At 68.9% G+C, this 19,784-nt stretch carries 16 protein-coding genes; 7 read left to right on the forward strand and 9 right to left on the reverse strand.

From position 1 onward, the window contains the following. The first annotated feature begins 90 nt into the window (after positions 1–90). Positions 91–1,017 (forward strand): cation diffusion facilitator family transporter, encoded by a 927-nt coding sequence (locus tag NS6_RS30335; RefSeq protein ID WP_068049210.1) that lies wholly within the window; start codon positions 91–93, stop codon positions 1,015–1,017. Here NS6_RS30335 and NS6_RS30340 read toward each other — a convergent pair. From NS6_RS30340 to NS6_RS30355, 4 genes are all read right to left on the reverse strand, one after another. Further along, positions 1,014–2,486: a phytoene desaturase family protein gene (locus NS6_RS30340; protein ID WP_068049213.1), complete on the reverse strand. Its 1,473-nt coding sequence runs from the start codon at positions 2,484–2,486 to the stop codon at positions 1,014–1,016. The two genes, NS6_RS30335 and NS6_RS30340, sit on opposite strands and share 4 nt — an antisense overlap. A 296-nt stretch (positions 2,487–2,782) precedes the next feature. Then, entirely contained in the window at positions 2,783–4,078 is a 1,296-nt protein-coding gene (locus tag NS6_RS30345) for a cytochrome P450 (protein WP_068049215.1), read from the reverse strand. A 116-nt stretch (positions 4,079–4,194) separates the two neighbouring features. Then, entirely contained in the window at positions 4,195–4,914 is a 720-nt protein-coding gene (locus tag NS6_RS30350; protein WP_068049218.1) for a TIGR03089 family protein, read from the reverse strand. Between the two features lie 47 nt (positions 4,915–4,961). Then, on the reverse strand, positions 4,962–6,461 hold the full coding sequence (locus NS6_RS30355; protein WP_068049221.1) for an LCP family protein: 1,500 nt from the start codon (positions 6,459–6,461) through the stop codon (positions 4,962–4,964). 128 nt (positions 6,462–6,589) lie between these two features. Between NS6_RS30355 and rfbD the strand changes: the two genes are divergently transcribed. Genes rfbD through manB form a run of 3 tightly spaced genes read left to right on the forward strand, consistent with a single transcriptional unit; the run spans position 6,590 to position 9,509 of the window. Beyond that, positions 6,590–7,459 carry a dTDP-4-dehydrorhamnose reductase gene (rfbD, locus tag NS6_RS30360; protein WP_245669572.1) on the forward strand — a complete coding sequence of 290 codons (870 nt, stop codon included), beginning with the start codon at positions 6,590–6,592 and terminating at the stop codon, positions 7,457–7,459. A gap of 11 nt (positions 7,460–7,470) precedes the next feature. Then, the gene (locus NS6_RS30365; RefSeq protein WP_068049224.1) at positions 7,471–8,382 is read left to right on the forward strand and encodes a glycosyltransferase family 2 protein; all 912 of its coding nucleotides are present in this window, start codon (positions 7,471–7,473) and stop codon (positions 8,380–8,382) included. Between the two features lie 53 nt (positions 8,383–8,435). Next, the gene (manB, locus tag NS6_RS30370) at positions 8,436–9,509 is read left to right on the forward strand and encodes a mannose-1-phosphate guanylyltransferase (RefSeq protein WP_068049331.1); all 1,074 of its coding nucleotides are present in this window, start codon (positions 8,436–8,438) and stop codon (positions 9,507–9,509) included. Positions 9,510–9,580: 71 nt separating this feature from the next. On the opposite strand, the gene NS6_RS30375 is transcribed toward manB, so the two are convergent. After that, a complete protein-coding gene (locus NS6_RS30375) occupies positions 9,581–11,149 on the reverse strand; it encodes a carboxylesterase/lipase family protein (RefSeq protein WP_084471552.1) in 1,569 nt (522 codons plus the stop codon). A 115-nt stretch (positions 11,150–11,264) separates the two neighbouring features. On the opposite strand from NS6_RS30375, the gene NS6_RS34390 reads away from it, so the two are divergent. After that, positions 11,265–11,483 (forward strand): FmdB family zinc ribbon protein, encoded by a 219-nt coding sequence (locus NS6_RS34390; RefSeq protein WP_084471553.1) that lies wholly within the window; start codon positions 11,265–11,267, stop codon positions 11,481–11,483. 44 nt (positions 11,484–11,527) lie between these two features. Here NS6_RS34390 and NS6_RS30385 read toward each other — a convergent pair whose 3' ends face one another. The 4 genes from NS6_RS30385 to NS6_RS30400 form a co-directional block, all read right to left on the reverse strand. Further along, complete coding sequence (locus NS6_RS30385) at positions 11,528–11,830, reverse strand: Rdx family protein (RefSeq protein ID WP_068049232.1); 303 nt, start codon at positions 11,828–11,830, stop codon at positions 11,528–11,530. Positions 11,831–11,888: 58 nt separating this feature from the next. Next, entirely contained in the window at positions 11,889–12,275 is a 387-nt protein-coding gene (locus tag NS6_RS30390) for a YchJ family protein (RefSeq protein ID WP_068049235.1), read from the reverse strand. A gap of 59 nt (positions 12,276–12,334) precedes the next feature. Then, positions 12,335–12,760: a hypothetical protein gene (locus tag NS6_RS30395; RefSeq protein ID WP_245669573.1), complete on the reverse strand. Its 426-nt coding sequence runs from the start codon at positions 12,758–12,760 to the stop codon at positions 12,335–12,337. 71 nt (positions 12,761–12,831) lie between these two features. Further along, on the reverse strand, positions 12,832–15,342 hold the full coding sequence (locus NS6_RS30400; RefSeq protein WP_245669574.1) for an AAA family ATPase: 2,511 nt from the start codon (positions 15,340–15,342) through the stop codon (positions 12,832–12,834). Positions 15,343–15,851: 509 nt separating this feature from the next. On the opposite strand from NS6_RS30400, the gene NS6_RS30405 reads away from it, so the two are divergent. Together NS6_RS30405 and NS6_RS30410 are read left to right on the forward strand one after the other, a co-directional pair. Beyond that, positions 15,852–18,677 carry an SWIM zinc finger family protein gene (locus tag NS6_RS30405; protein ID WP_245669575.1) on the forward strand — a complete coding sequence of 942 codons (2,826 nt, stop codon included), beginning with the start codon at positions 15,852–15,854 and terminating at the stop codon, positions 18,675–18,677. Then, positions 18,674–19,780, forward strand: coding sequence for an ATP-binding protein (locus NS6_RS30410; RefSeq protein ID WP_068049240.1), 1,107 nt, complete (start codon positions 18,674–18,676; stop codon positions 19,778–19,780). Before NS6_RS30405 ends, NS6_RS30410 begins: the two co-directional genes overlap by 4 nt. Positions 19,781–19,784: the final 4 nt, after the last annotated feature.

A 19,784-nucleotide genomic window follows, 5' to 3' on the forward strand; every position in this document is an offset into this window, starting at 1 on the left:
GAGACCCTTATAGGGTTGTGGCCGCGTCGGAAATACGACGCCTGAGGGCCTCGACCCCGCAGCGCCGCAAATGAATACAGAGGGTGGCAGATGTCGGCTGGTGGAAGTAAGAAGGCGATTCTCGCCGCGTTGACGGCGAATGCCGGGATCGCTGTGGCGAAGTTCGTGGGTGCGGGGATCACCGGATCGGCGTCGATGCTGGCCGAGGGGGTGCACTCTGTAGCCGATACCGCTAATCAGGGGCTGCTTCTCTTCGGGCAGAACCGGGCTCAGCAGGAAGCCGACGAGCTGCATCCATTCGGGTACGGGCGCAGCCGTTACTTCTATTCGTTCGTGGTGGCCCTGGTCCTGTTCACGCTGGGCTCGGTGTACGCCCTGTACGAGGGTGTTCACAAGATCCAGCATCCCGAGGAGCTCAGCTCACCCATGGTGGCCGTGGTGATCCTGGTGGTCGCCATCGGGCTGGAGATCTACAGCTTCACGACCGCCGTCCGGGAATCCAAACCGCTCAAAGGGCGGGCGAGCTGGTGGCATTTCATCCGCAATTCGCGCAGCCCGGAACTGCCGGTGGTGCTGCTGGAGGATACGGGTGCGCTGATCGGCCTGGTGCTGGCGCTGGGCGGTGTCGGGCTGACCATGCTGACGGGCGATCCGGTCTGGGACGGAATCGGGACCCTGTGCATCGGCGCGCTGCTCGGCATCATCGCGATCATCCTTATCATCGAGATGCACAGCCTGCTGATCGGTGAGGGTGCGACGGCGGCCGAGGATCGCGCGATCCGCGACAGCATCGCCGACAGTACGACGATCGATCGGCTCATCCATATGAAGACCCAGTACATCGGCCCGGAAGAGTTGCTGGTGGCGGCCAAGGTGGCAGTGGCGCCCGGACTGGATATCGCGCAGATCGCGGCCGGTATCGACGAGGCCGAGAGCCGGATCCGGGCCGCGGTCCCGACGGCGCGGATCATCTACCTGGAGCCCGATCTGTATCGGGAACCCGCCGGTAAGGCCTAGCTACCAGAAGCGGTTTCCGCGTTCGCACCGGCCAGCTCGAGCGGGTCGGTGCGAATACCGAAAACGGTGCGCAACGCATGCGCGGCGGCGTGGGTACCGGCCATTCCGTGCACCCCGCCGCCCGGTGGTGTGGCCGACGAGCAGAGGTAGACACCGGGCAGGCCGGTGGTGTGCGGATTCCAGCGGGGTACCGGACGGAACACTGTCTGCATGAGAGTCATCGCCCCGGCACCGATATCACCGCCCACATAGTTGGCGTTGTATGCGGGTAGTTCGGCGGCCGTGTAGACATGTTTCGCCAGGATCAGGTCCCGGAAACCGGGGGCGAACCGTTCGACCTGGCCGATGATCTGTTCGCTGATATCACGATCCGATCCGTTCGGGACGTGGGCATACGCATACAGGGTGTGCTGCCCCGCCGGGGCCCGGCCGGGATCCACGACACCGGGCTGGATGACCAGCGTGTACGGCCGGTCGGTGTGCATCCCCGCAGCGACCGCGTGTTCGGCGGCCATGGCCTCGGCCCGGCTGCCCACCAGATGCAGAGTGCCCGCTTCGGTACAGTCCGGCGCCTGCCACGGCACCGGACCGGACAGGGCGAAATCGACCTTGCAGGAGCCCGGGCCGTAGCGCACATTGCCGAGCAGCCGGCGGTACCCGGCGGGCAGCCGGTCACCGCCGATTCGCAGGAGTTCGGCCGGCGAGGTATCGCACAGGACTGCCCGGGCCGAACCGAATTCCGCCAGCGAATCCACCCGATGGCCGGTGATCACCCGGCCGCCGCGGCGGCGTAGTTCCGCAGCGAGCGCGTCCACGATCGCCTGGCTGCCGCCGCGCGGCACGGGCCAGCCACCGGCATGTGCGAGGGTCGCCAGGAGCAGCCCGGCGCCGACGGCCGGTAGTGCCCGCGGCGGCCGGACCGCATGCGCGGCGACCCCGGTGAACAGTGCCGGAGCGATCTCTCCGGCGAATCGGGTATTCCAGAACGGCGACCCCTGTTCGAACATCCGCAGACCGAACCGGACCGCCGCCGGAGACAGCGGCACCCGCCGCATATTCGACATCGCGGTATCAACCACAGCCGGCCAGTCCTCGACCAACGGCCCGAACAGGCCCCGCCAGGCTTTCCCATCGCGGCCCAGCTCGTCCACTGTGCGATCCAGATCCCGCCATGCCACCCCGGCGGCCCCGGAATCGAGCGGATGCGCATACGAGGCGGCCGGGGTGAGCAGTTCCACCCCGTGCGCGGCCAGGTCGAAGGCCCGGAAGAACGGCGACGCATACGCCATGGGGTGCGCGCCGGCGCAGATATCGTGCCGGAAGCCGGGCAGGGTGACCTCGGCGGTCCGGCAACCACCCCCGACGGTCTCCCCCGCCTCGTGCACCTCGACGTCGAGCCCGGCGCCGGCCAGGATCACCGCCGCCGCAAGCCCGTTGGGTCCGGACCCCACTACGACGACATCAGCCATGACCCGAGTCTATGTTCACCGGCCGCCGACGCGGGCGCCCATGTGATGTCTCGCCGAATCGGTCCACCGAGCGCGTCGGATTCGGTCTGCGATCGGCGACCGTGAACAGCCGGGTCCGATCGTCCGGTCGGCTGCGGCGCCGGCCGGCAGAGTGGTGGTGGTTGTCTGAGCCGGCGTGGTGGTGCCCGGCGGAGCGGCGACCTCCGTTGCGGGTCCGGAGCTCGAGGGGCCTGGCCGAACTCGCCGCGATGCCCGTGGTCGGCGTACGCGGTGTCATGTCCGGCGGACCGCCCGGTTCAGACGCGGGTACGAGCTCGCGCGCCGGTGTGGGCAGGCAGGTGGGAGTAGCCGTGCAGGGTGAACAGGGGCCGGCGAGTGGGCGGATCGGTGAGTCGCAGGTCGGGGAAGGTTTCGGTGAGGGCGCGCAGAGCGTGGGTGGCTTCCATCCGGGCCAGTCCGGCGCCGAGGCAGACATGGATTCCGCTGCTGAAGCCCAGGTGGTTCTTGGCGTTTTCCCGGGTGATATCGAATCTGGCGGGGTCGGGGAAGACGGCAGGATCGCGGTTGGCGCCGGCCAGCGACAGCACCACTGTCGATCCCGGGCGCAATCGGCGGCCGGCGATTTCGAGGTCGGTGAGGGCGACACGAGCGGTGGTCTGCACAGGTGCGTCGATCCGCAGCACCTCTTCGACCGCGTTGGACCAGAGTTCCGGTTCGGCGCGGAGCCGGTCCAGCTGGTCCGGATGCTCGAGCAGCCAGACGATACCTTTGCCGATGAGGTTGACCGTGGTCTCGAACCCCGCACCCATGAGCAGGGTGGCAGAGGTGCACAGTTCGTGATCGGTCAGGTCTGCGGCGGTGACCAGGCTGCTGAGGATATCGTCGCCGGGTTCGGCGCGTAACCGTTCGATATGGTCGAGCAGATAGGCGTGTATCCGTTCGGAGGCCTTCATCGCCCTGCTGTGCGCCTGCCAGGAGATACCGAGGTCGAGCAGCGGGCTGATCTCGTCGCCCCACTGCAGGAACATCTCGCGATCCGAATCGGGGAATCCCAGCATTTCGGAGATGATGGCGATCGGCACCTGGGAGGCGAATCGGGTCACCAGATCGACGGGCCCGTCGTCGGGCAGGGCGGTGAGCAGTTCGTCGGTCACGCCGGCGATCCGGTCGCGTAGCCGAGCGACCGCGCGCGGGGTGAATGCGGCGGCGACAGGTTTGCGCATCCGGGTGTGTTCGGGCTGGTCGATCATCAGCATGGACGGCGGGTCTACGGGGTTGGGCGGAATCGGCCGGCGCTGCAGTAGTGCCCGCGCCCGGCCCGAAAGGGGGACCAGTTCGGGCATTCCGGTACCGAAACGGTTGTCCCGCAGTATCTCCCGGCACAGATCGTGGTCGAAGGTGATCCACGCCGAAGTGACCCGATGCAATCCGCCCGCGCCGCGCATCTCCTCGATCAGCGCATACGGGTTCTCGATACCTTCCGGGCCACCGCTGAGCCGGGCGAACAGATCACCTTGCCGGAGCTTCACTTTCTCGGCCGCCCGGACCAGTCCGTGATGGTTGACCCACCGATACAGGTACTGCGGTCTCATCCGAACCCCTCCGTCGCTGCTCCGTCGCATCCCCTCTCGACGTTACGCAGAACACAGTCCCGGCGGTACCTGCCGGAGTCGGATTCCGGCACCTACCGTGGTAGGACTCCGGGCGTTCAGAGGACGCGGGTGACCCGTTCGGTTTCGATTCGATGATCCCGCTGCGCCGGATCCGGATCGGCCACCTGCACCAGCGAGGCGCCCGCTACGAGCACCGCGAGGTACCGGTCGATCAGCTCCTCGGCGGTATCCCAGCTGCCGGTCGACAGCACCCGGTCGGTTTCCGAGAGCCCTTGCCGGGCCGCGGATTTCCGCGCCTCGGTGAGTACCTCCGCTACCGGCATGCCGTCCAGTGCGGCACCTGCCCCGCCGGGGCGGAACTGGTCGCCGTGGACGCGGACCGCAGTCGCGTAGTCGGTGACGCCGAGCGGCAGATCACGCACCGGCGCCCCCATCGGGTCGAGCGACAGCGCCGCGACCTCCGGAGCGTGCTCGGTTTCGCCGAGCCGGGCGGCAGCGGCGAAAACCAGTTCCGCGTCCGGGTCCGGTTGCAACACCACCTCGGTCCCGGCCCACCAGCAGCCGAGCAGGACGGCCGCGGTCTGCCAATGCGCGGGTAGCAGTACCGCCACCCGGGCGCCGGGAGTGAGGCCGAATTCGTCGCGGATCAGGTTGGCGGTTTTGGCCGCCCAGTTGGCCAGAGTTGTCGCGGACAGTTCGATACGCGCACCGGTCGCGTCGTCGTACCAGGTGATCCGGGGCACGGCCGGTTCGCGTTCCAGAATCGGCTCCAGTACTGCTTCGGGGAGGGTCGTGGCCTGCTCTACGTCGCGCATCGTCTGCTTTCTGCGTCCAATTCTTCGGGTCCGATTCACACGGGCGTTCAGTTCACACAGGTGGGTCCGTCCTCGACCGCCGCGATGGGCGGTGCGGGGGGCACCGGGGTCGCCGATGTCGACATACCGCCGAAATCGATCACGTCCTCGCTGCCGGATCCGGGGCCAGCGTAGTCGCTTGCCAGCACCACGCTCACCGTTCCCGGCACCAGCGTGGGGTCCGCGACGACCGGGATACCGCCGAGCGCCGCGGCCACCGCCGCCGCCGATCGATCGGTCTCGGAGGCGGCGAGCACCTGGCTTTGCGAAGCTGTCCCGCCCGAATAGTTACCCACCTCGCCGGAGAGATAACCGAGTGCGGTGAGTTCCTGCGATACCGAACCGGCCAGTCCGGAAACCGATGTCGAGTTGAAGACGTCTACCTGCACTGTTCCCGGGGCCGCGGCCGGAACCGGGGCAGTGCTGGTGCCCGGGTCGGTGCTGCCCGCTTCCTCGCCGACCAGTCCCGCGACATAGTCCTGGACATCGTCGGGTTCGACCCGCACCACCGACTCGCCGGTCGAGGTGCTGCCGTTGAGATCGGCGACGGGAATGGTCTCGAAGGTCACCTTGCCGGCGGACAGATCCTGGAGTTGATCGAGGAACGCCAGCAGATCCCACCCCTCATCGAGCACGATGGTGCGCCCCACGGCGTCGCTGAGTTCGCGTAACCGGGTGGGATTGCTCAGAGTGTCGGCGCTGACCACCTGATGGACGAGCTGAGCCATGAACACCTGCTGACGCACGATCCGGTCCAGATCGCCGCGTTCGAGATTGTGTCGTTGCCGGACGAAGCTCAACGCCTGCGGGCCGTCCAGTTTCTGGCGGCCGGCCGGAAAATACGCACCGGACATCGCTTCGTCCACCGGTTGGCGCAGACAGACGTCCACACCGCCGACCGCGTCGGTGAGCAGCACGAACCCGAGCAGGCTGACCTCGGCGTAGTGATCGACGGTGATACCGGTGAGCCCGGCCACCGAGCTGATCAGTGCCTGCCGGCCGCGCTGCGTGGATTTCTCCTCCGCGGCCTCGGGCGTGGAACCGTCGGTGAGCATATCGTCTTGCGTGGCCTGCTTGGTGATCCCGTACGCGGAATTGATCTTGCCCTTGCCCTGCCCCGGGATATCGACGTAGGCATCACGCGGAATCGAGATCGCGGTGGCCGAACTGCCGTCGTTCGGTACCCGTACGAGCACGATGGTGTCGGTGTTCGTGCCGATCTCGTCACCGGCGTGCAGCATCGCGCGTTCGGCCTCGGTAAGCGGATTCCCCTTCGCGTCGGTACGCGAATCCACACCCACCAGCAGGATGTCCACGGCGCCGTCGCGATGCCCGCCGAGGCCGAGATCACTGATGCGTTCGATATTCGACACCAGCGAATCCACGCCCCGCCAGGCGAACCCGGTACCCACCAGCACAATCAGAGCAACCGCCGCGACGAATACCCGCGCCGGACTCCACAACGTCGGCTCCCCACGCTGCGCCACCTTTGAACTTCCTCTCCCCATCCGGACCGGTCGAGGACCCCGATCCACTTCGCGTACGCCGTCGAAACACCTTCCGCTCCACGCAGGCTAACCAACGGCAGCCCGGGTGACATCGATTCGGCCCATCGACGGCGTGCCAGACTGGGCCGGTGAACGATGTCGTGCCGCCCGGAACCGAACCCAGCGCCCGGCTCGTGGTCACCGGGGCCGGCGGCCAGGTCGGCCGGGAACTGCTCCGGCTGGCACCCACCGCCCGCGCCTACTCCCGCGCCCGGCTCGACATCACCGACCCGACAGCCGTGGAATCAGTACTGCGGCCGGGCGATATCGTCGTCAATTGTGCCGCGTACACCGCGGTCGATCGGGCCGAATCGGACCCCGGCTCCGCCTTCGCGGGCAACGCGACCGGCCCCGCCGTCCTGGCTGCCGCCTGTACCCGGGCGGGCGCGCGGCTCATCCATCTCTCCACCGACTACGTGTTCCCCGGCACGGCGGCCACACCGTACGAGCCCGGCGACCCGACCGGACCCACCACCGTCTACGGCCGCTCCAAACTCGCCGGGGAACTCGCTGTGCGCGACAACTGCCCAGCTGCCCATATCGTCCGCACGGCCTGGGTGTACCGCGGCACCGACAGCGATTTCGTCGCCACCATGCGACGGCTGGAACAGGAACGCCACACGGTGAACGTGGTGACCGACCAGGTCGGCTCCCCCACCTACGCCGCCGATCTCGCCGCCGGCCTGCTCGAACTCGCCGGCCGCCCCGAATCGCCCACTGTGCTGCATGCCACGAATTCGGGCCGGGCGAGCTGGTTCGAGGTGGCGCGCGCCGTTTTCGCCGGTATCGGTGCCGACCCCGACCGCGTACAGCCCTGTACATCCGCGGAATTCCCCCGGCCCGCCCCCCGGCCCGCCTTCTCCGTATTGTCCGGCACCGCCTGGCGCGACGCGGGCCTGACACCATTGCGCCCCTGGGAATCCGCGCTCACCGAGGCATTGGCCAGGGCCGCCCGTTAGGGTGGGGCGCTGTGAGCGCTTCCGATACCCCGGGTCAACCCCATGACCGGCCACGACTGGCCGTGGTCACGGTCACGTATTCACCGGGCGAACATCTCGAGCATTTCATCAGCACCCTGAGCACGGCGACCGCAGATAAACCGCAGGTCATCCTGGCCGACAACGGTTCGACCGACGGTGTCCCGGAACTGGTCGCCGAGGCCAACGCCCATGTGCGGTTCCTATCGACCGGCGGGAACATCGGTTACGGCGGCGCCATCAACCGGGCCGTCGCCGAGCTGGATCCCGACCTCGACTACGTGCTGATCGCCAACCCCGATATCCGCTGGGGCAACGACTCCATCGACCTCATGCTCGAAGCAGCCCAGCGCTGGCCCCGCGCGGGCGCCATCGGCCCGCTGGTCCGGGAGCTGGACGGCAGCGTCTACCCCTCCGCCCGATCGGTCCCCGGCCTGCTCGACGGTGCCGGTCACGCGATCCTGGGGGCGATCTGGAAAACCAACCCGTGGACCCGCCGCTACCGGCAGGAAAACGAGGAAATCTCCGAACGCGCGGTGGGCTGGCTGTCCGGATCGTGCCTGCTGGTGCGCCGGGAAGCATTCGACTCCATCGACGGATTCGACTCCCGCTACTTCATGTACATGGAAGACGTCGACTTCGGCGACCGGATGGGCAAGGCCGGCTGGCACAACGTTTTCGTACCGGACGCCGAGGTCACCCACGCCAAGGGGCACGCCGCCGGCCGTAACCCGGAGAAGATGCTGCCCGCCCACCACGCCAGCGCCTACCAGTTCCAGGCCGACCGGCATCCGCACTGGTGGCAGGCCCCGCTGCGCTGGGCGTTACGTGCCGGACTTGCGATCCGCTGCCGCATTGCGGTTCGATCCGCACTGCGCACCCGGCAGCAGGAACTCGCCGGCTGACCGGACCGGCCACCGGCCCGGGTCGCGAGGAACGGATGGAACAAGGGAGCTCCATGGCATCACAAGCAGACGCGGTCATCCTGGTCGGCGGGAAGGGCACGCGGTTACGGCCGCTCACTCTGTCGGCGCCGAAACCGATGCTGCCTACCGCGGGGGTGCCGTTCCTGACCCATCTGCTGTCCCGTATCGCCGCAGCCGGACTCACCCATGTTGTGCTCGGCACGTCCTACAAGGCGGAGGTCTTCGAGGAGCATTTCGGTGACGGCGCCGATCTCGGACTGGAGATCGAATATGTCACCGAAACCGAACCGCTGGGCACCGGCGGCGGTATCCGCAATGTGCTGCCCCGTCTCAGCGCCGACAACGTCATGGTGTTCAACGGTGATGTGCTGGGCGGCACCGATCTGCGGGCCATCCTGAAAACCCACGAGACCACCGAAGCCGATGTCACCCTGCACCTGGTGCGGGTGAGCGACCCTCGCGCGTTCGGCTGCGTCCCCACCGATGCAGAGGGACGGGTTACCGCGTTCCTGGAGAAAACCCAGGATCCGCCGACCGACCAGATCAACGCCGGTTGCTATGTGTTCCGGCGCGAGTACATCGAGAAGATTCCGGCCGGCCGCCCGGTATCGGTCGAGCGAGAGGTTTTCCCAGCGCTGCTCACCGAGGGCGCCCGGGTGCAGGGCCACGTCGATACCTCCTACTGGCGTGATATGGGAACCCCGGAGGATTTCGTCCGCGGATCGGCCGACCTGGTACGCGGTATCGCCCCGTCGCCGATCCTGCCCGGGCAACGCGGTGAATCGCTCGTCCACGAGGGCGCCGGGGTGGCGCCCGGCGCATTGCTGATCGGCGGTACGGTCGTCGGCCGCGGCGCCGAAGTCGGTGCCGGTGCCCGCCTCGACGGGGCGATCCTGTTCGACGGCGCCAGAGTGGAAGCGGGCGCCACGGTGGAACGCTCGATCATCGGATTCGGCGCCCGGATCGGGCCCCGTGCGCTGATCCGGGACGGGGTCATCGGGGACGGTGCCAGTATCGGCGCACGCTGCGAACTGCTGCGCGGCGCCCGGGTGTGGCCGGGTGTGGAGATTCCCGACGGCGGGATCCGGTATTCGACGGACGTGTAGCGGCGGTATCGGCGTCGCAGGCCGAGGTTCGGAATCGGCGCCATGCCCTCGAGATAGACCAGCAGTGAAGCTCAGGCGAAACCTACGGCGCGTTCACCCCATGCGGTGAGCAGCTCACCTTCCGGGTCTCCGACCACGCGGTCGACGGTATCGATGAGCAGGGTTTCCCGGGACTCCGGATGGTAGGGCGGCCAGTGTTTGGAACCGTCGAGCGCGGCGGGAACCCCGTGCGCGGCGAAGGCAAGCCAGCGGCGAATCATGCGCCCCGATATCTCGGCGGCTTGCCGACGGCCGCCCAGCCAGAAGGTCGGGTCGTGGTCGAAGGTGCCGAAGTTGCCGAAAATGTAGGGCAGTTCCGTGGCGTGCCCGGCGCCGACGCGGGCGGCACGCAGCATGGGGGTCGCGTGGTCGAAGCGGTACATCCAGGTCCGGGAATGCTGGGCATGGCCGTCGGCCACCCACAGGGCGGGCATCCGGAACGCGGCGTCGGTGGACATGGCCAGGGCGCCGCGCGCCTTCGCGAGGTCGGGGTATACGCGAGTGATCTCCGCGATACGTTCCGCCGACAAATCGGGATGGCCGGCCTGGACCTGTTCGAGCATCATGTTCACCGCTTCCGGGGTGACCGGCATGATCGGCGAACGGAACAGCCGGAACAGCGAGGCCTCGTCCCTGTTGGTGCCGATGATGAGCGGTACCCGGTGCGAGCGGCCGTCACGAAACCGGTCGGTGGGGTAGCCCGGCAGCAGATCCTCGTCGACCACCGGCGCCGCGGCAAGGGTACCGGGGGCCTGCAGCGGTACCTCGTCGATCAGCACGGCGGCCGCACGCACGATCAGCTCGATCGGGCAGGTCAGCAGTTCGGCCGCACGTGACCTCGGCAATTCCGTCAGTTCCAGGAAGCGTTCCGCCACCCCGGCCGCTCGTTCCCGGCCGTAGACGGCGGTCGCGGGTGGACTCTGCGCGATGGCGCGCTGAAACAGGCCAGCAGCCCGGGGAGCGGTGAGCAACGCGGTGACACAGCCGGCGCCGGACGATTCCCCGAACAAGGTCACATTGCCGGGGTCGCCGCCGAAACCGGCGATATTGTCGCGGACCCATCCCAGGGCGGCGAGCTGGTCGAGCAATCCCAGGTTGGGCACGAATTCGTCATGCAGCGACGACAGGTCGAGGAAGCCGAGGGCCCCGACCCGGTAGTTCACCGTGACGACCACGACATCGCCGGCCGCGGCCAGGTTGGCGCCGTCGTACACGGCCTGCGCGGCCGAACCCAGGCAGTAGGCGCCGCCGTGCAACCACACCAGCACCGGCCGCGGCTCGTCGGCAGTCGCAGCCGGCGCCCAGACGTTCAACCACAGGCAGTCCTCACCCATGGACAGCGAACGGTCCATCGGGACGGTGTTGTTCATATCCTGCGGGGCGATCTGCCCGAAGGCGACGCAATCGCGGATCCCGTCCCAGCGTTGCGGTGCCCGCGGCGGCCGGAACCGCCGCGGGCCGGCGGGGGCAGCGGCATACGGGATACCCCGCCAGACCGATACAGCGCCCTCCCGGGTCCCTCGGACCGCACCGAACTCGGTCCCGGCCACCGGCGCGGACCCGTCCACCCCAGGCGCTACCTCGAAGCACTGGACATTCATCACAGACCTCCTCTACCTGTGCATTCGAGGGTACGACCGAACTGGTTACAACTCGGTTCCAGAATTATCGCGTTGCGCCGGAAAAACCGGTTCGCGACATCTCTAGAATTCCGGCATGCCGAGTTACGAATTCCGGTGCCGCAGCTGCGGCAGTACCTTCGAAGTCAACCGTCCGATGGCGCAGGCATCGGATCCGGCCACCTGCCCGGGTGGCCACGACGACACCGTGAAACTGCTCACGACCTTCGCGACGACCGGGCGGGCCGCGGCGCCGGCGGTAGCCGCGCCCGCCCCCGCGGGCGGCGGATGCTGTGGCGGGGGCTGCTGTGCCTGATCGCGGCTCCCGCCGAGCACCGCGCGGGTAGGCCGGCCTCCGGCTCAGCTGCCGGGCGTCTCCGGTACCCCGGCGTGCCCACGGTCGATATGGCCCAGATCGCGCGCCGGAGCGACGCGATCACGGACACGCTGCTTGAGTACCGCGATATCGGGAAAACCACCGTCGGTTCTGCGCTCCCACACCTGGTCGCCGTCGACGGTGATCCGGAAGACCCCACCCTCGCCCGGGATCAACGCGACCTCACCGATATCGGTGCCGAAGGTGGTCAGCAATTCCTGCGCCATCCAGCTGGCCCGTAGCAGCCAGCGGCACTGGGTGCAGTATTCGATGGCGATACGCGGCATGGCGTGCACACTACCGGTGGCGGGGCCGGGGAGCCGGTGCAGTTCCCGCGGTCGCGGCTCATCCGGCGATATCGCCGTCGACGTAGCACCAGGCCCCGTCGACGCGGGTGAACCTGCTGATCTCGTGCAACCGGCCGCGACCGTCGGGGTCGCGATAGTGGGCGGTGAATTCCACCGTTCCGGATTGCTCGAACGGGCCGCCACCGGTTACCGCGTGAATTTCCAGGAACAGCCACCGCCGGTCGGAGTCGAGGTCCAGCCGGTCGGGCCGGGTGCCGGGATACCAGGATCGGCGGAGGTAGCCGGTATCGCCGACCGCGAAGGCGGTGAACCGGGAACGCATCAGCGCTTCGGCGCTCGGTGCCGGCCGGCCGGCCAGTAGCGGACCGCAGCATTCGGCGAACACTTCGCCACGGCGACAGGGGCACGGTTTCGAATCGTCCACGGCTGACGATTCTGCGCGGTCCGCGAAGGCCGAGGTCGCCGGGCCGGGCCTACGGGGGTTCAGCGGCGGGTCGCGGCCAGCTCACCGGCGATTCGCGCGGTGTCCTCCCGCCACCGGCGCAGCTCGGAGACACCCGGCGCCAGCTCGGTATCGTGGTGATGCGCGGCATGGGACAGGGCGGTCCACAGCGCGGCGGTCCGCGCCGCGACAGGCGGGTCTGCGATGACCCGCAGGGCCAGCAACTGCGCGCGCATCGGGCAGCGGGCGAGGTCGGGTTCGGTTCGCGCCCACAGCTCGTCCACCGACTGTTCGAGCGCGATACGCAGAATCCACGCGGTTGCCCGAGACCACACCGCCCCGGCGGCGGGCACCGAACCGTCCAGCAACCGGTCCACCACCACCAGCCGCTCGGCCACCGTGGGCCGCGGGAGTACGGCTTCGACGGGGCGGCGGCTCGGTGACCGGCCCGGCCGCCGGGCTTCCACCGTCGCACCGCGGCGATCCCGCTTCCGGACACGCCGCCGCGCCGCGCGCCCGGCCGGCTCGGAGCCGCCGGTCATCGAGCCAGCCAGGTCACGAAGCGTTCGGTATCGGCGATCAGCTCGGACAAATCCCGCGCGATCGGAATATGTGCGCCGGCGGTGGCGTCGCGAAGGACCTCGACCGCCCATCGGCCTTCTTTCGCCAGCCGTTTGTTCAGATCCTCGATCCGGCGACCGGGCCCCAGGACTGCGAGAGTAATCATGGCCCGGGTGGATTGGGCGGTATCGATGCGCCGCTGCACCTCACGATGATCCATCCCCTCGGCGAGCAGGACCCGTTTCGCGCGCGCCAAACCGGCCGCCTCGAGGGCCGAGCGGCAGCAACTGGCCACCAGCTCATCCGATATGGCCTGCGGCAGCTGGGGAGTACGCAGCAACGCGCGGGCGTCGTCGAGGTAGCGGTGCACCGGATCGCTGGACAACCGGATCTCCACCACCGAACGTTCCCGGCGCTGTACTTCCAGAATCCGCGCGTCGATCTGCATCCGGCGCACCGCCTCGGCGAGCCGGTCGTCGTGGGTGAAGACCACCACCTGCCGATCCCACGCGACGGTCGCGAGAACGCGGGCCAGCCCGTCCACCTTCGCCGGGTCCATTGCCTGTACGGGATCGTCGATCACGACGAAGCGGAAGGGGCTGGCGGCCACGGTGGCCCGGGGCAGGAACAGGGCCAGGCCGAGAGCATGCAGTTCTCCCTGGCTCATCACCCCGAGGGCCGCCCCGTCCACCTCGTCCACGGTGACGTCGAGTTGCACCCGGCGAGCGGAATTCGCGTTGCCCTGTAACCGGATTCCGCCGAGCTCGACATTGCTCTGCTGCCGCAAGCTCTGCCAGACCCACCGCGCGGTACCGGCCAGCGGGGCGAGCCGCTCATCGCGCACGTGGGCGGTGGCCGATTTCAACCAGACCTCGGCGGCCCGAGCGGTTTGCAGTTCCGCTGCCCGGGCGTGCACGGTGCGTGCCAGTTCGAGCCAGTTGCGCAGACGCGGGATCAACGGGGTCCACGCCTGCTCGAGGCGGTCCAGCTCGACTGCCGCGTGCTGGCGCAGGAAATCTAGTTCACCGTACAACCGCTCGCGGACAGCGCCGAGCGTGTCCGGATCCGGGTCGGGGAATTCGATCAGCCTGCGCCACTGTGCCCAGGTTTCGGCAAGGCCCGCGGTATCGAGGTAGGCGAGTTCCGCCGTGGCGAGTTCCGTGGGTAGCTCCCCGAGCGCGGCATGTAGTCCGGCCAGCACCGCGCTCAGTTCGGTGCGCGCACGTACCAGGCCGGCCGTTCGTTCGGCGAGTTCGTCGACGGCAGCGGCGGTTTCGGACAGCCACCGCCGGTCCAGGTTTCCCCGGCCGCACACCGGGCAGGGGCATCCGCTGCCGGATCCGGCACCGCCCTGCGCGGCCAGGGGGCCGGGTGTTCCGCCGCTGCGGCCGCGGCCGGGCCCCGTGGCGGTTTCGTGCTCGGCCACATGGGAATACGCGATCCGCAGCAGGTCGAGTACGCGCAGATCGGCCGCCGATTCGGGTGAGGTCACCGCCGTCACCTCGGCCTGGGCGACGCGAAGCCTGGCGAGCAGCGCCTCGACCCGGGACGCAGGTGGCAGTTCGAGGGCCAGCACCGCGCGCAGGGCGGCCGGTTCCGGTCCGCCGGTGGTATCGGACAACAGGCGTTCCAGGGCCGCGAGGTCGGGATCGGGGTGGCGCAGGATCCGTTCGGCACGCGCTGCCCGACGGTCCGTGTTGCCGGGCAGCTCGGCCAGCAGCAGCTGCCGTTCCCGGCGAGCGGTGCGGGCCGCGCTCTCCATCTCCAGGCGCGCGGAACGGATGTGCTCGTGCGCGGCGATGAGTTCGTCGAGACCGAGTAACTGATGCAGGGCGTCGAACAACTCACTGGGTTTCCCGTCGACCAAGGCACCGAGTTCGCTGTAGGACAGGAACGGCCGATACAACTCCATCGGCGGCGTCCACCGGCCGACGGGGAATGCGGCATCGGGTGCGCCTGCCCGGCGCTGGACCCACTCGCCCCCCGTGAGCAGTTCGCCGGCGGACCACGTCCGGGCGATGGTCAGCGCTGTCGCCGGGCCGTCCGTACGCAACTCCAATTCGATCCGGACCGGCCCGGGTCGATGCAGGTTGCGCCACCCTTCCCGCCACGCGGCGGAACGGCCGTCCCAGCGCCGATTCGTACCGGTGAGCGCCAATTCCGCGGCCTCGGCGAAACTGGATTTACCGCTGCCGTTACGGCCGGTGACCAGGGTGAGCCCGGGCCCGGCCGGTAATTCGAGCACGGTTTCGGGTCCGATACCGCGGAACCCCTCGACCCGGATTGCGCGCAAGAACATGCCGCTGAAATCGAAGGCGCCGCCATCCGCCGGCCGCGGCGGGTCGCCGGGCGGCGCCGAGGTAGCGAGAGCACACCGAACGATTGCAGCGACCTCGGCCGGCAGGCCGGACTCCCGCTCGAGCTGCCGAAGTACCAGCTCCCCCGGCCGGATCGGGATTCGCTCGGATTGCTCACACACAGATTCCACGACTTCTCCACCCCCTCGGGACCACCCGCACTCCCCGGCCCCGGGCGTGATCGAACGATCGAAAGCTGTGCCGAACGCTACCGGATAACAGCACGATCGTGTAGGAGGAAGGGGGCGGTATGCGTCCGGGACGGTGCGGTGGCGGCGGTTCACGAACCGGCCGTGCCGGTGCGGAGGCGAACCTGCCCGCGGGGATGGGATCTGGTCATCGGCCGATCCGACTCCGACCGATGGCCACCCCTCGCCAACCCCGTCGGGCAGCTCGTTGGTGTCACCCTCCAGGGGGCGGCTCGGTCTGGCCGAACAGGACAGGATGCCAGAGGTCTCGGGATTGCGCAAGCGCAGAGACAGGCGAATACCTCTCGGCGACAACCTCTTCCACATCCCGGCCGTGGTGACACCGATTGTGTCGGTGCGGTGCGATACAACTCTTCGGACCGAGAAAACGGGGGCACAATGATCGAACGATACGGACTCACCGGATGACGCCGCAGTGGTCGGAAAACCAGGTGACAGCACTCGCGCCGGATGCGAGTTCACTCGCCGCCGCACGCAAACTCGCCGGGAAATGGTCGGGCACCGGATGGTGCGGAACCGCACTGTGGGGCTTGTGCAAGGGCAGCGGCCGGACGCCCTACCAGACGATCGTCGATCTGTCCGGTCCGGCTTTCCGGTGCTCGTGCCCGAGCCGGAAATTCCCCTGCAAACATGCGTTGTCGTTACTACTGCTGTGGTCCACCGGGACGGTGGGCGAAACCAGCGAAACGGCCGATTTCGCCGCCGAGTGGATCGGCCGCCGGGTGGCGGCGGCCACCACACCGAAGAAGAATCGCGTTCCGAACGCGGCCGTGGCGCGGCAGCGGGACGAACGGGTCGCGGCCGGCTTGGCCGAACTCGAAACCTGGTTGACGGACCAGATCCGCACCGGACTGGCCCAGACGGACCGCTCCCCCGCCGCGTTCGAAGCCGTTGCCGCACGCATGGTCGACGCGCAGGCCCCCGGTGTCGCCGCTGCCCTGCGCCGGCTGCCGGCGGCAGTGGTGGGGCGGTCGAACTGGCCGGAAGTGATCCTGGGCAGATTCGCTTGGCTGCGTCTACTGCTGGTGGCACACGCGAAACCGGATACACCGGCAGCCGCCACCGTCCGCACCCATATCGGTTATCCGATGGCGGCGGATGCCGTACTCGCCGAACCGGCGGTACACGACCGGTGGGTCACTCTGGGAATACGCACCGGCGAAGAAGAGGGGCTCTACACCCGTCGCAGCTGGTTGTACGGGGTGCGGACCGGTCGCTGGGCAGTGCTGATCGACCATTCCCACGGTTCGCCGGCCTTCACCGACGAGGTCCCACCGATCGGCCTGATCACCGAATCCGGCCTGCACTTCTATCCCGCTGCCGCGCCGCTGCGTGCCCTGGCCCCCTCTGATTCCGCTGCGCCCACGCCGGATACCGGCGCAATCGCTGCCACGGCGGGGTCCGGCACCATTGCCGACGCATTGCGTGAGTTCGCCACCGCCGCGGCGGCCGATCCGTGGCTGGAGGCCTGGCCGGTGCTGCTGCGCACGGTCGTCCCGATCGGACGGGCCGGCGATTGGCTACTCGCCGAACCAGACGGCACCGCGATCCCCCTGGTGGAGCCCACCGAGCCGTGGCGGCTGCTGGCCTTGTCCGGGGGGCGGCCGGTCACCGTCTTCGGCCTCTGGACGGGGCGGGCACTGGAAGCCGTATCGGTGCTCGCCGGTGGCGAGTTCCACGATGCCGGTCGCGTTGCCGATACCGCCCATACCGCCCTCACCGCCGGCCCGGAGGCAGCCTCGATCGCCCTGCTCGGCACCGCCCGGGGCGGTGCCGCGCTCCCACCGCTTCCCGGCCCGGTAGGCGCGGCCGCAGCGGCATTGCCCGGCACGGACGCCGCCCGCCGGTTATTGGACGCGACAGCCCTGGAAATGTCCTGGTCGCGTGGCGGATATGTACCGGTGCACGCCGAATTGCCCGCGGAGCCTGCCGCCGAGGATCCGCGGCCGGTGCTGCCCTGCGCCGCGGCCGACCGGCTGGTCCTACTGATCGATTCCCGGCCGGAGTACCTCTCGGAATGGTTCACCGCGGCCGCGCCGCACGACTACCGGGCACCCGATCGATTGGCCGGGCAACTGCTCGAATTCGCCGCGCGCGACACCGGTCTCCGGGAGGCGGCCCTGCGGCTCGCCGGCAGCCGGGGCCGCTGGCTGGCGGGCTCGATTCCCCGGTGGCACAGTCTCGTCCGGCGCGATACCGCACAAGCGGAGCCGGACGCCGAAACCTGGCGGCTCGGCCGGCCACCGGAACGGGTCCGGTGGCTGGCCGCGCTACGCCACCGCGACCCTGCCGCCGCACGCGACACTCTCGAGGCGGCCTGGCCACGCGAATCGGGAGCGCCGAAGGCCGAACTGCTGGCCGTTCTGTCCGACGGGCTGGGCCCCGCGGACGAGGCCCTGCTCGAACGTGCCCTGCGCGATCGCCGCGGCGATGTGCGCCGCACGGCCGCCGGGCTGCTGGCCCGGCTACCCGATTCGGCGTTCGCCGACCGGATGTCCGCACGGGTCGCGGCCTGGCTGAAATACCCGGCCGACGGGCCTGAGCAGACCGCCGAGCTGAGCGTGGACATCCCGGAAACCCTGGACGAGGAAGCCGTCCGTGACGGTTTCACCGATAACACCGTGGAATTCGGTTACCGCTGGAACGGGCACCCCGACCAGAGTGCGGCCCGGCTGCGCAGACTCGTGGCCAACCTCCCGCTCTCCCAGTGGACCACCGCACTGGGTCCCCCGGACCGGGCTGTGGCGACCCGCATCGACGACCGGTTCCGCCAGCCGCTGTTCGACGGCTGGATGGACGCGGCCCTCACCCAGCGTGATCCCGCATGGGCCGCCGCGTTGTTCGCCGCAGGCACCCCCTCGAATGCGGCGATCCTGCGGCGCCGGGAGTTGTTCGCCCTGATTCCGGCCGCCGACCAGGCGCGACATCTGGTCCGGCTGGATGCCTCATGGCTGTCCGAAATCGAATCGCTGTTGCCGGCCGTGGCCCAGCCGTGGCCGCCGGAAGTGGCCCGGCACCTGCTGCATCTCTTCGCCGAGCGGGCCCGGACCGCGGAACGCCGTCCGGGTGCGCCGGGGACCGGCCCGGCCACGCACCGTTCACTGCTGCACACCGCCGCCCGCCATATGCCACCCGACTGCGAGCAGGCGGCTGTCGCGGTAGCGGGCCGCTGCACCGACAGGGATTGGGCGATGGCCTTCGACCTGCTCGCCCATGAACTCCACCAACGATCCGTAATGCTCGAGGAGCTGAATTGACCACCACCGAAACCGCTTCGCCCGCACCGTTGCTGCGACCGCACGCGGAACAGGCATACGCCGGCGAACTGAGCGCGCTCGCCACCGCCGACGACCGGCCCCGCCCACCGTCGTGGAAGCTTTCGCCATGGGCAGTGGTGACCTACCTGCTCGGCGGCACCCTCGGCGACGGAACGGTGATCACTCCCAAATACGTCGGCCCGCGGCGGCTCATGGAGGTCGCGGTCGCCACCCTCGCCACCGATCGCGCGCTATTGCTGCTCGGCGTTCCCGGTACCGCAAAGACCTGGGTGTCCGAACATCTTTCGGCGGCCGTGAGCGGATCGTCCACCCTGCTGGTCCAGGGCACCTCGGGCACCGCCGAGGAGGCCGTGCGGTACGGCTGGAACTACGCGCGGCTACTCGCCGAGGGTCCCAGTGATGCCGCCCTGGTGGCCTCACCGATCCTCACTGCCATGCGCACGGGCGCCATCGCGCGGCTCGAGGAACTGACCCGGATCCCCTCCGATGTGCAGGATGCACTGATCACCATCCTGTCCGAGAAGACCCTGCCGATTCCCGAACTCGGGACAGAAGTGCAGGCGGCCAAGGGATTCAACATCATCGCCACCGCCAACGATCGGGACCGGGGCGTGAACGAACTGTCCTCGGCCCTGCGCCGCCGGTTCAATACCGTAGTCCTGCCCCTTCCCGGCAGCGAGAGCGAAGAGATCGATATCGTCACCCGCCGGGTTGCGCAACTGGGGTCGGCACTGGAATTGCCCGAGGTACCGGCGGCCGCCGAAGAGGTCCGCCGGGTGGTGCGAATCTTCCGGGAGTTGCGCGCCGGTATCACGGCCGACGGCCGCACCAAACTCAAGTCGCCGTCGGGGACGCTGTCGACCGCCGAGGCCATCTCGGTGATCACCAACGGGATGGCGCTGTCGGCGCATTTCGGTGACGGCGTGCTTCGGGCGACGGATATCGCGGGCGCGGTGACCGGTTCGGTGATCAAGGACCCGGTGGCCGATTCGGTGGTATGGACGGAGTACCTCGAGGCAGTGGTCCGCGAACGCGACGAATGGTCCGACTTCTATCGCGCCTGCCGGGAAATCACCGGATGAGCGA

This window comes from Nocardia speluncae NBRC 108251 (assembly GCF_001613245.1).
GTDB classification, from domain to species: domain Bacteria; phylum Actinomycetota; class Actinomycetes; order Mycobacteriales; family Mycobacteriaceae; genus Nocardia; species Nocardia speluncae.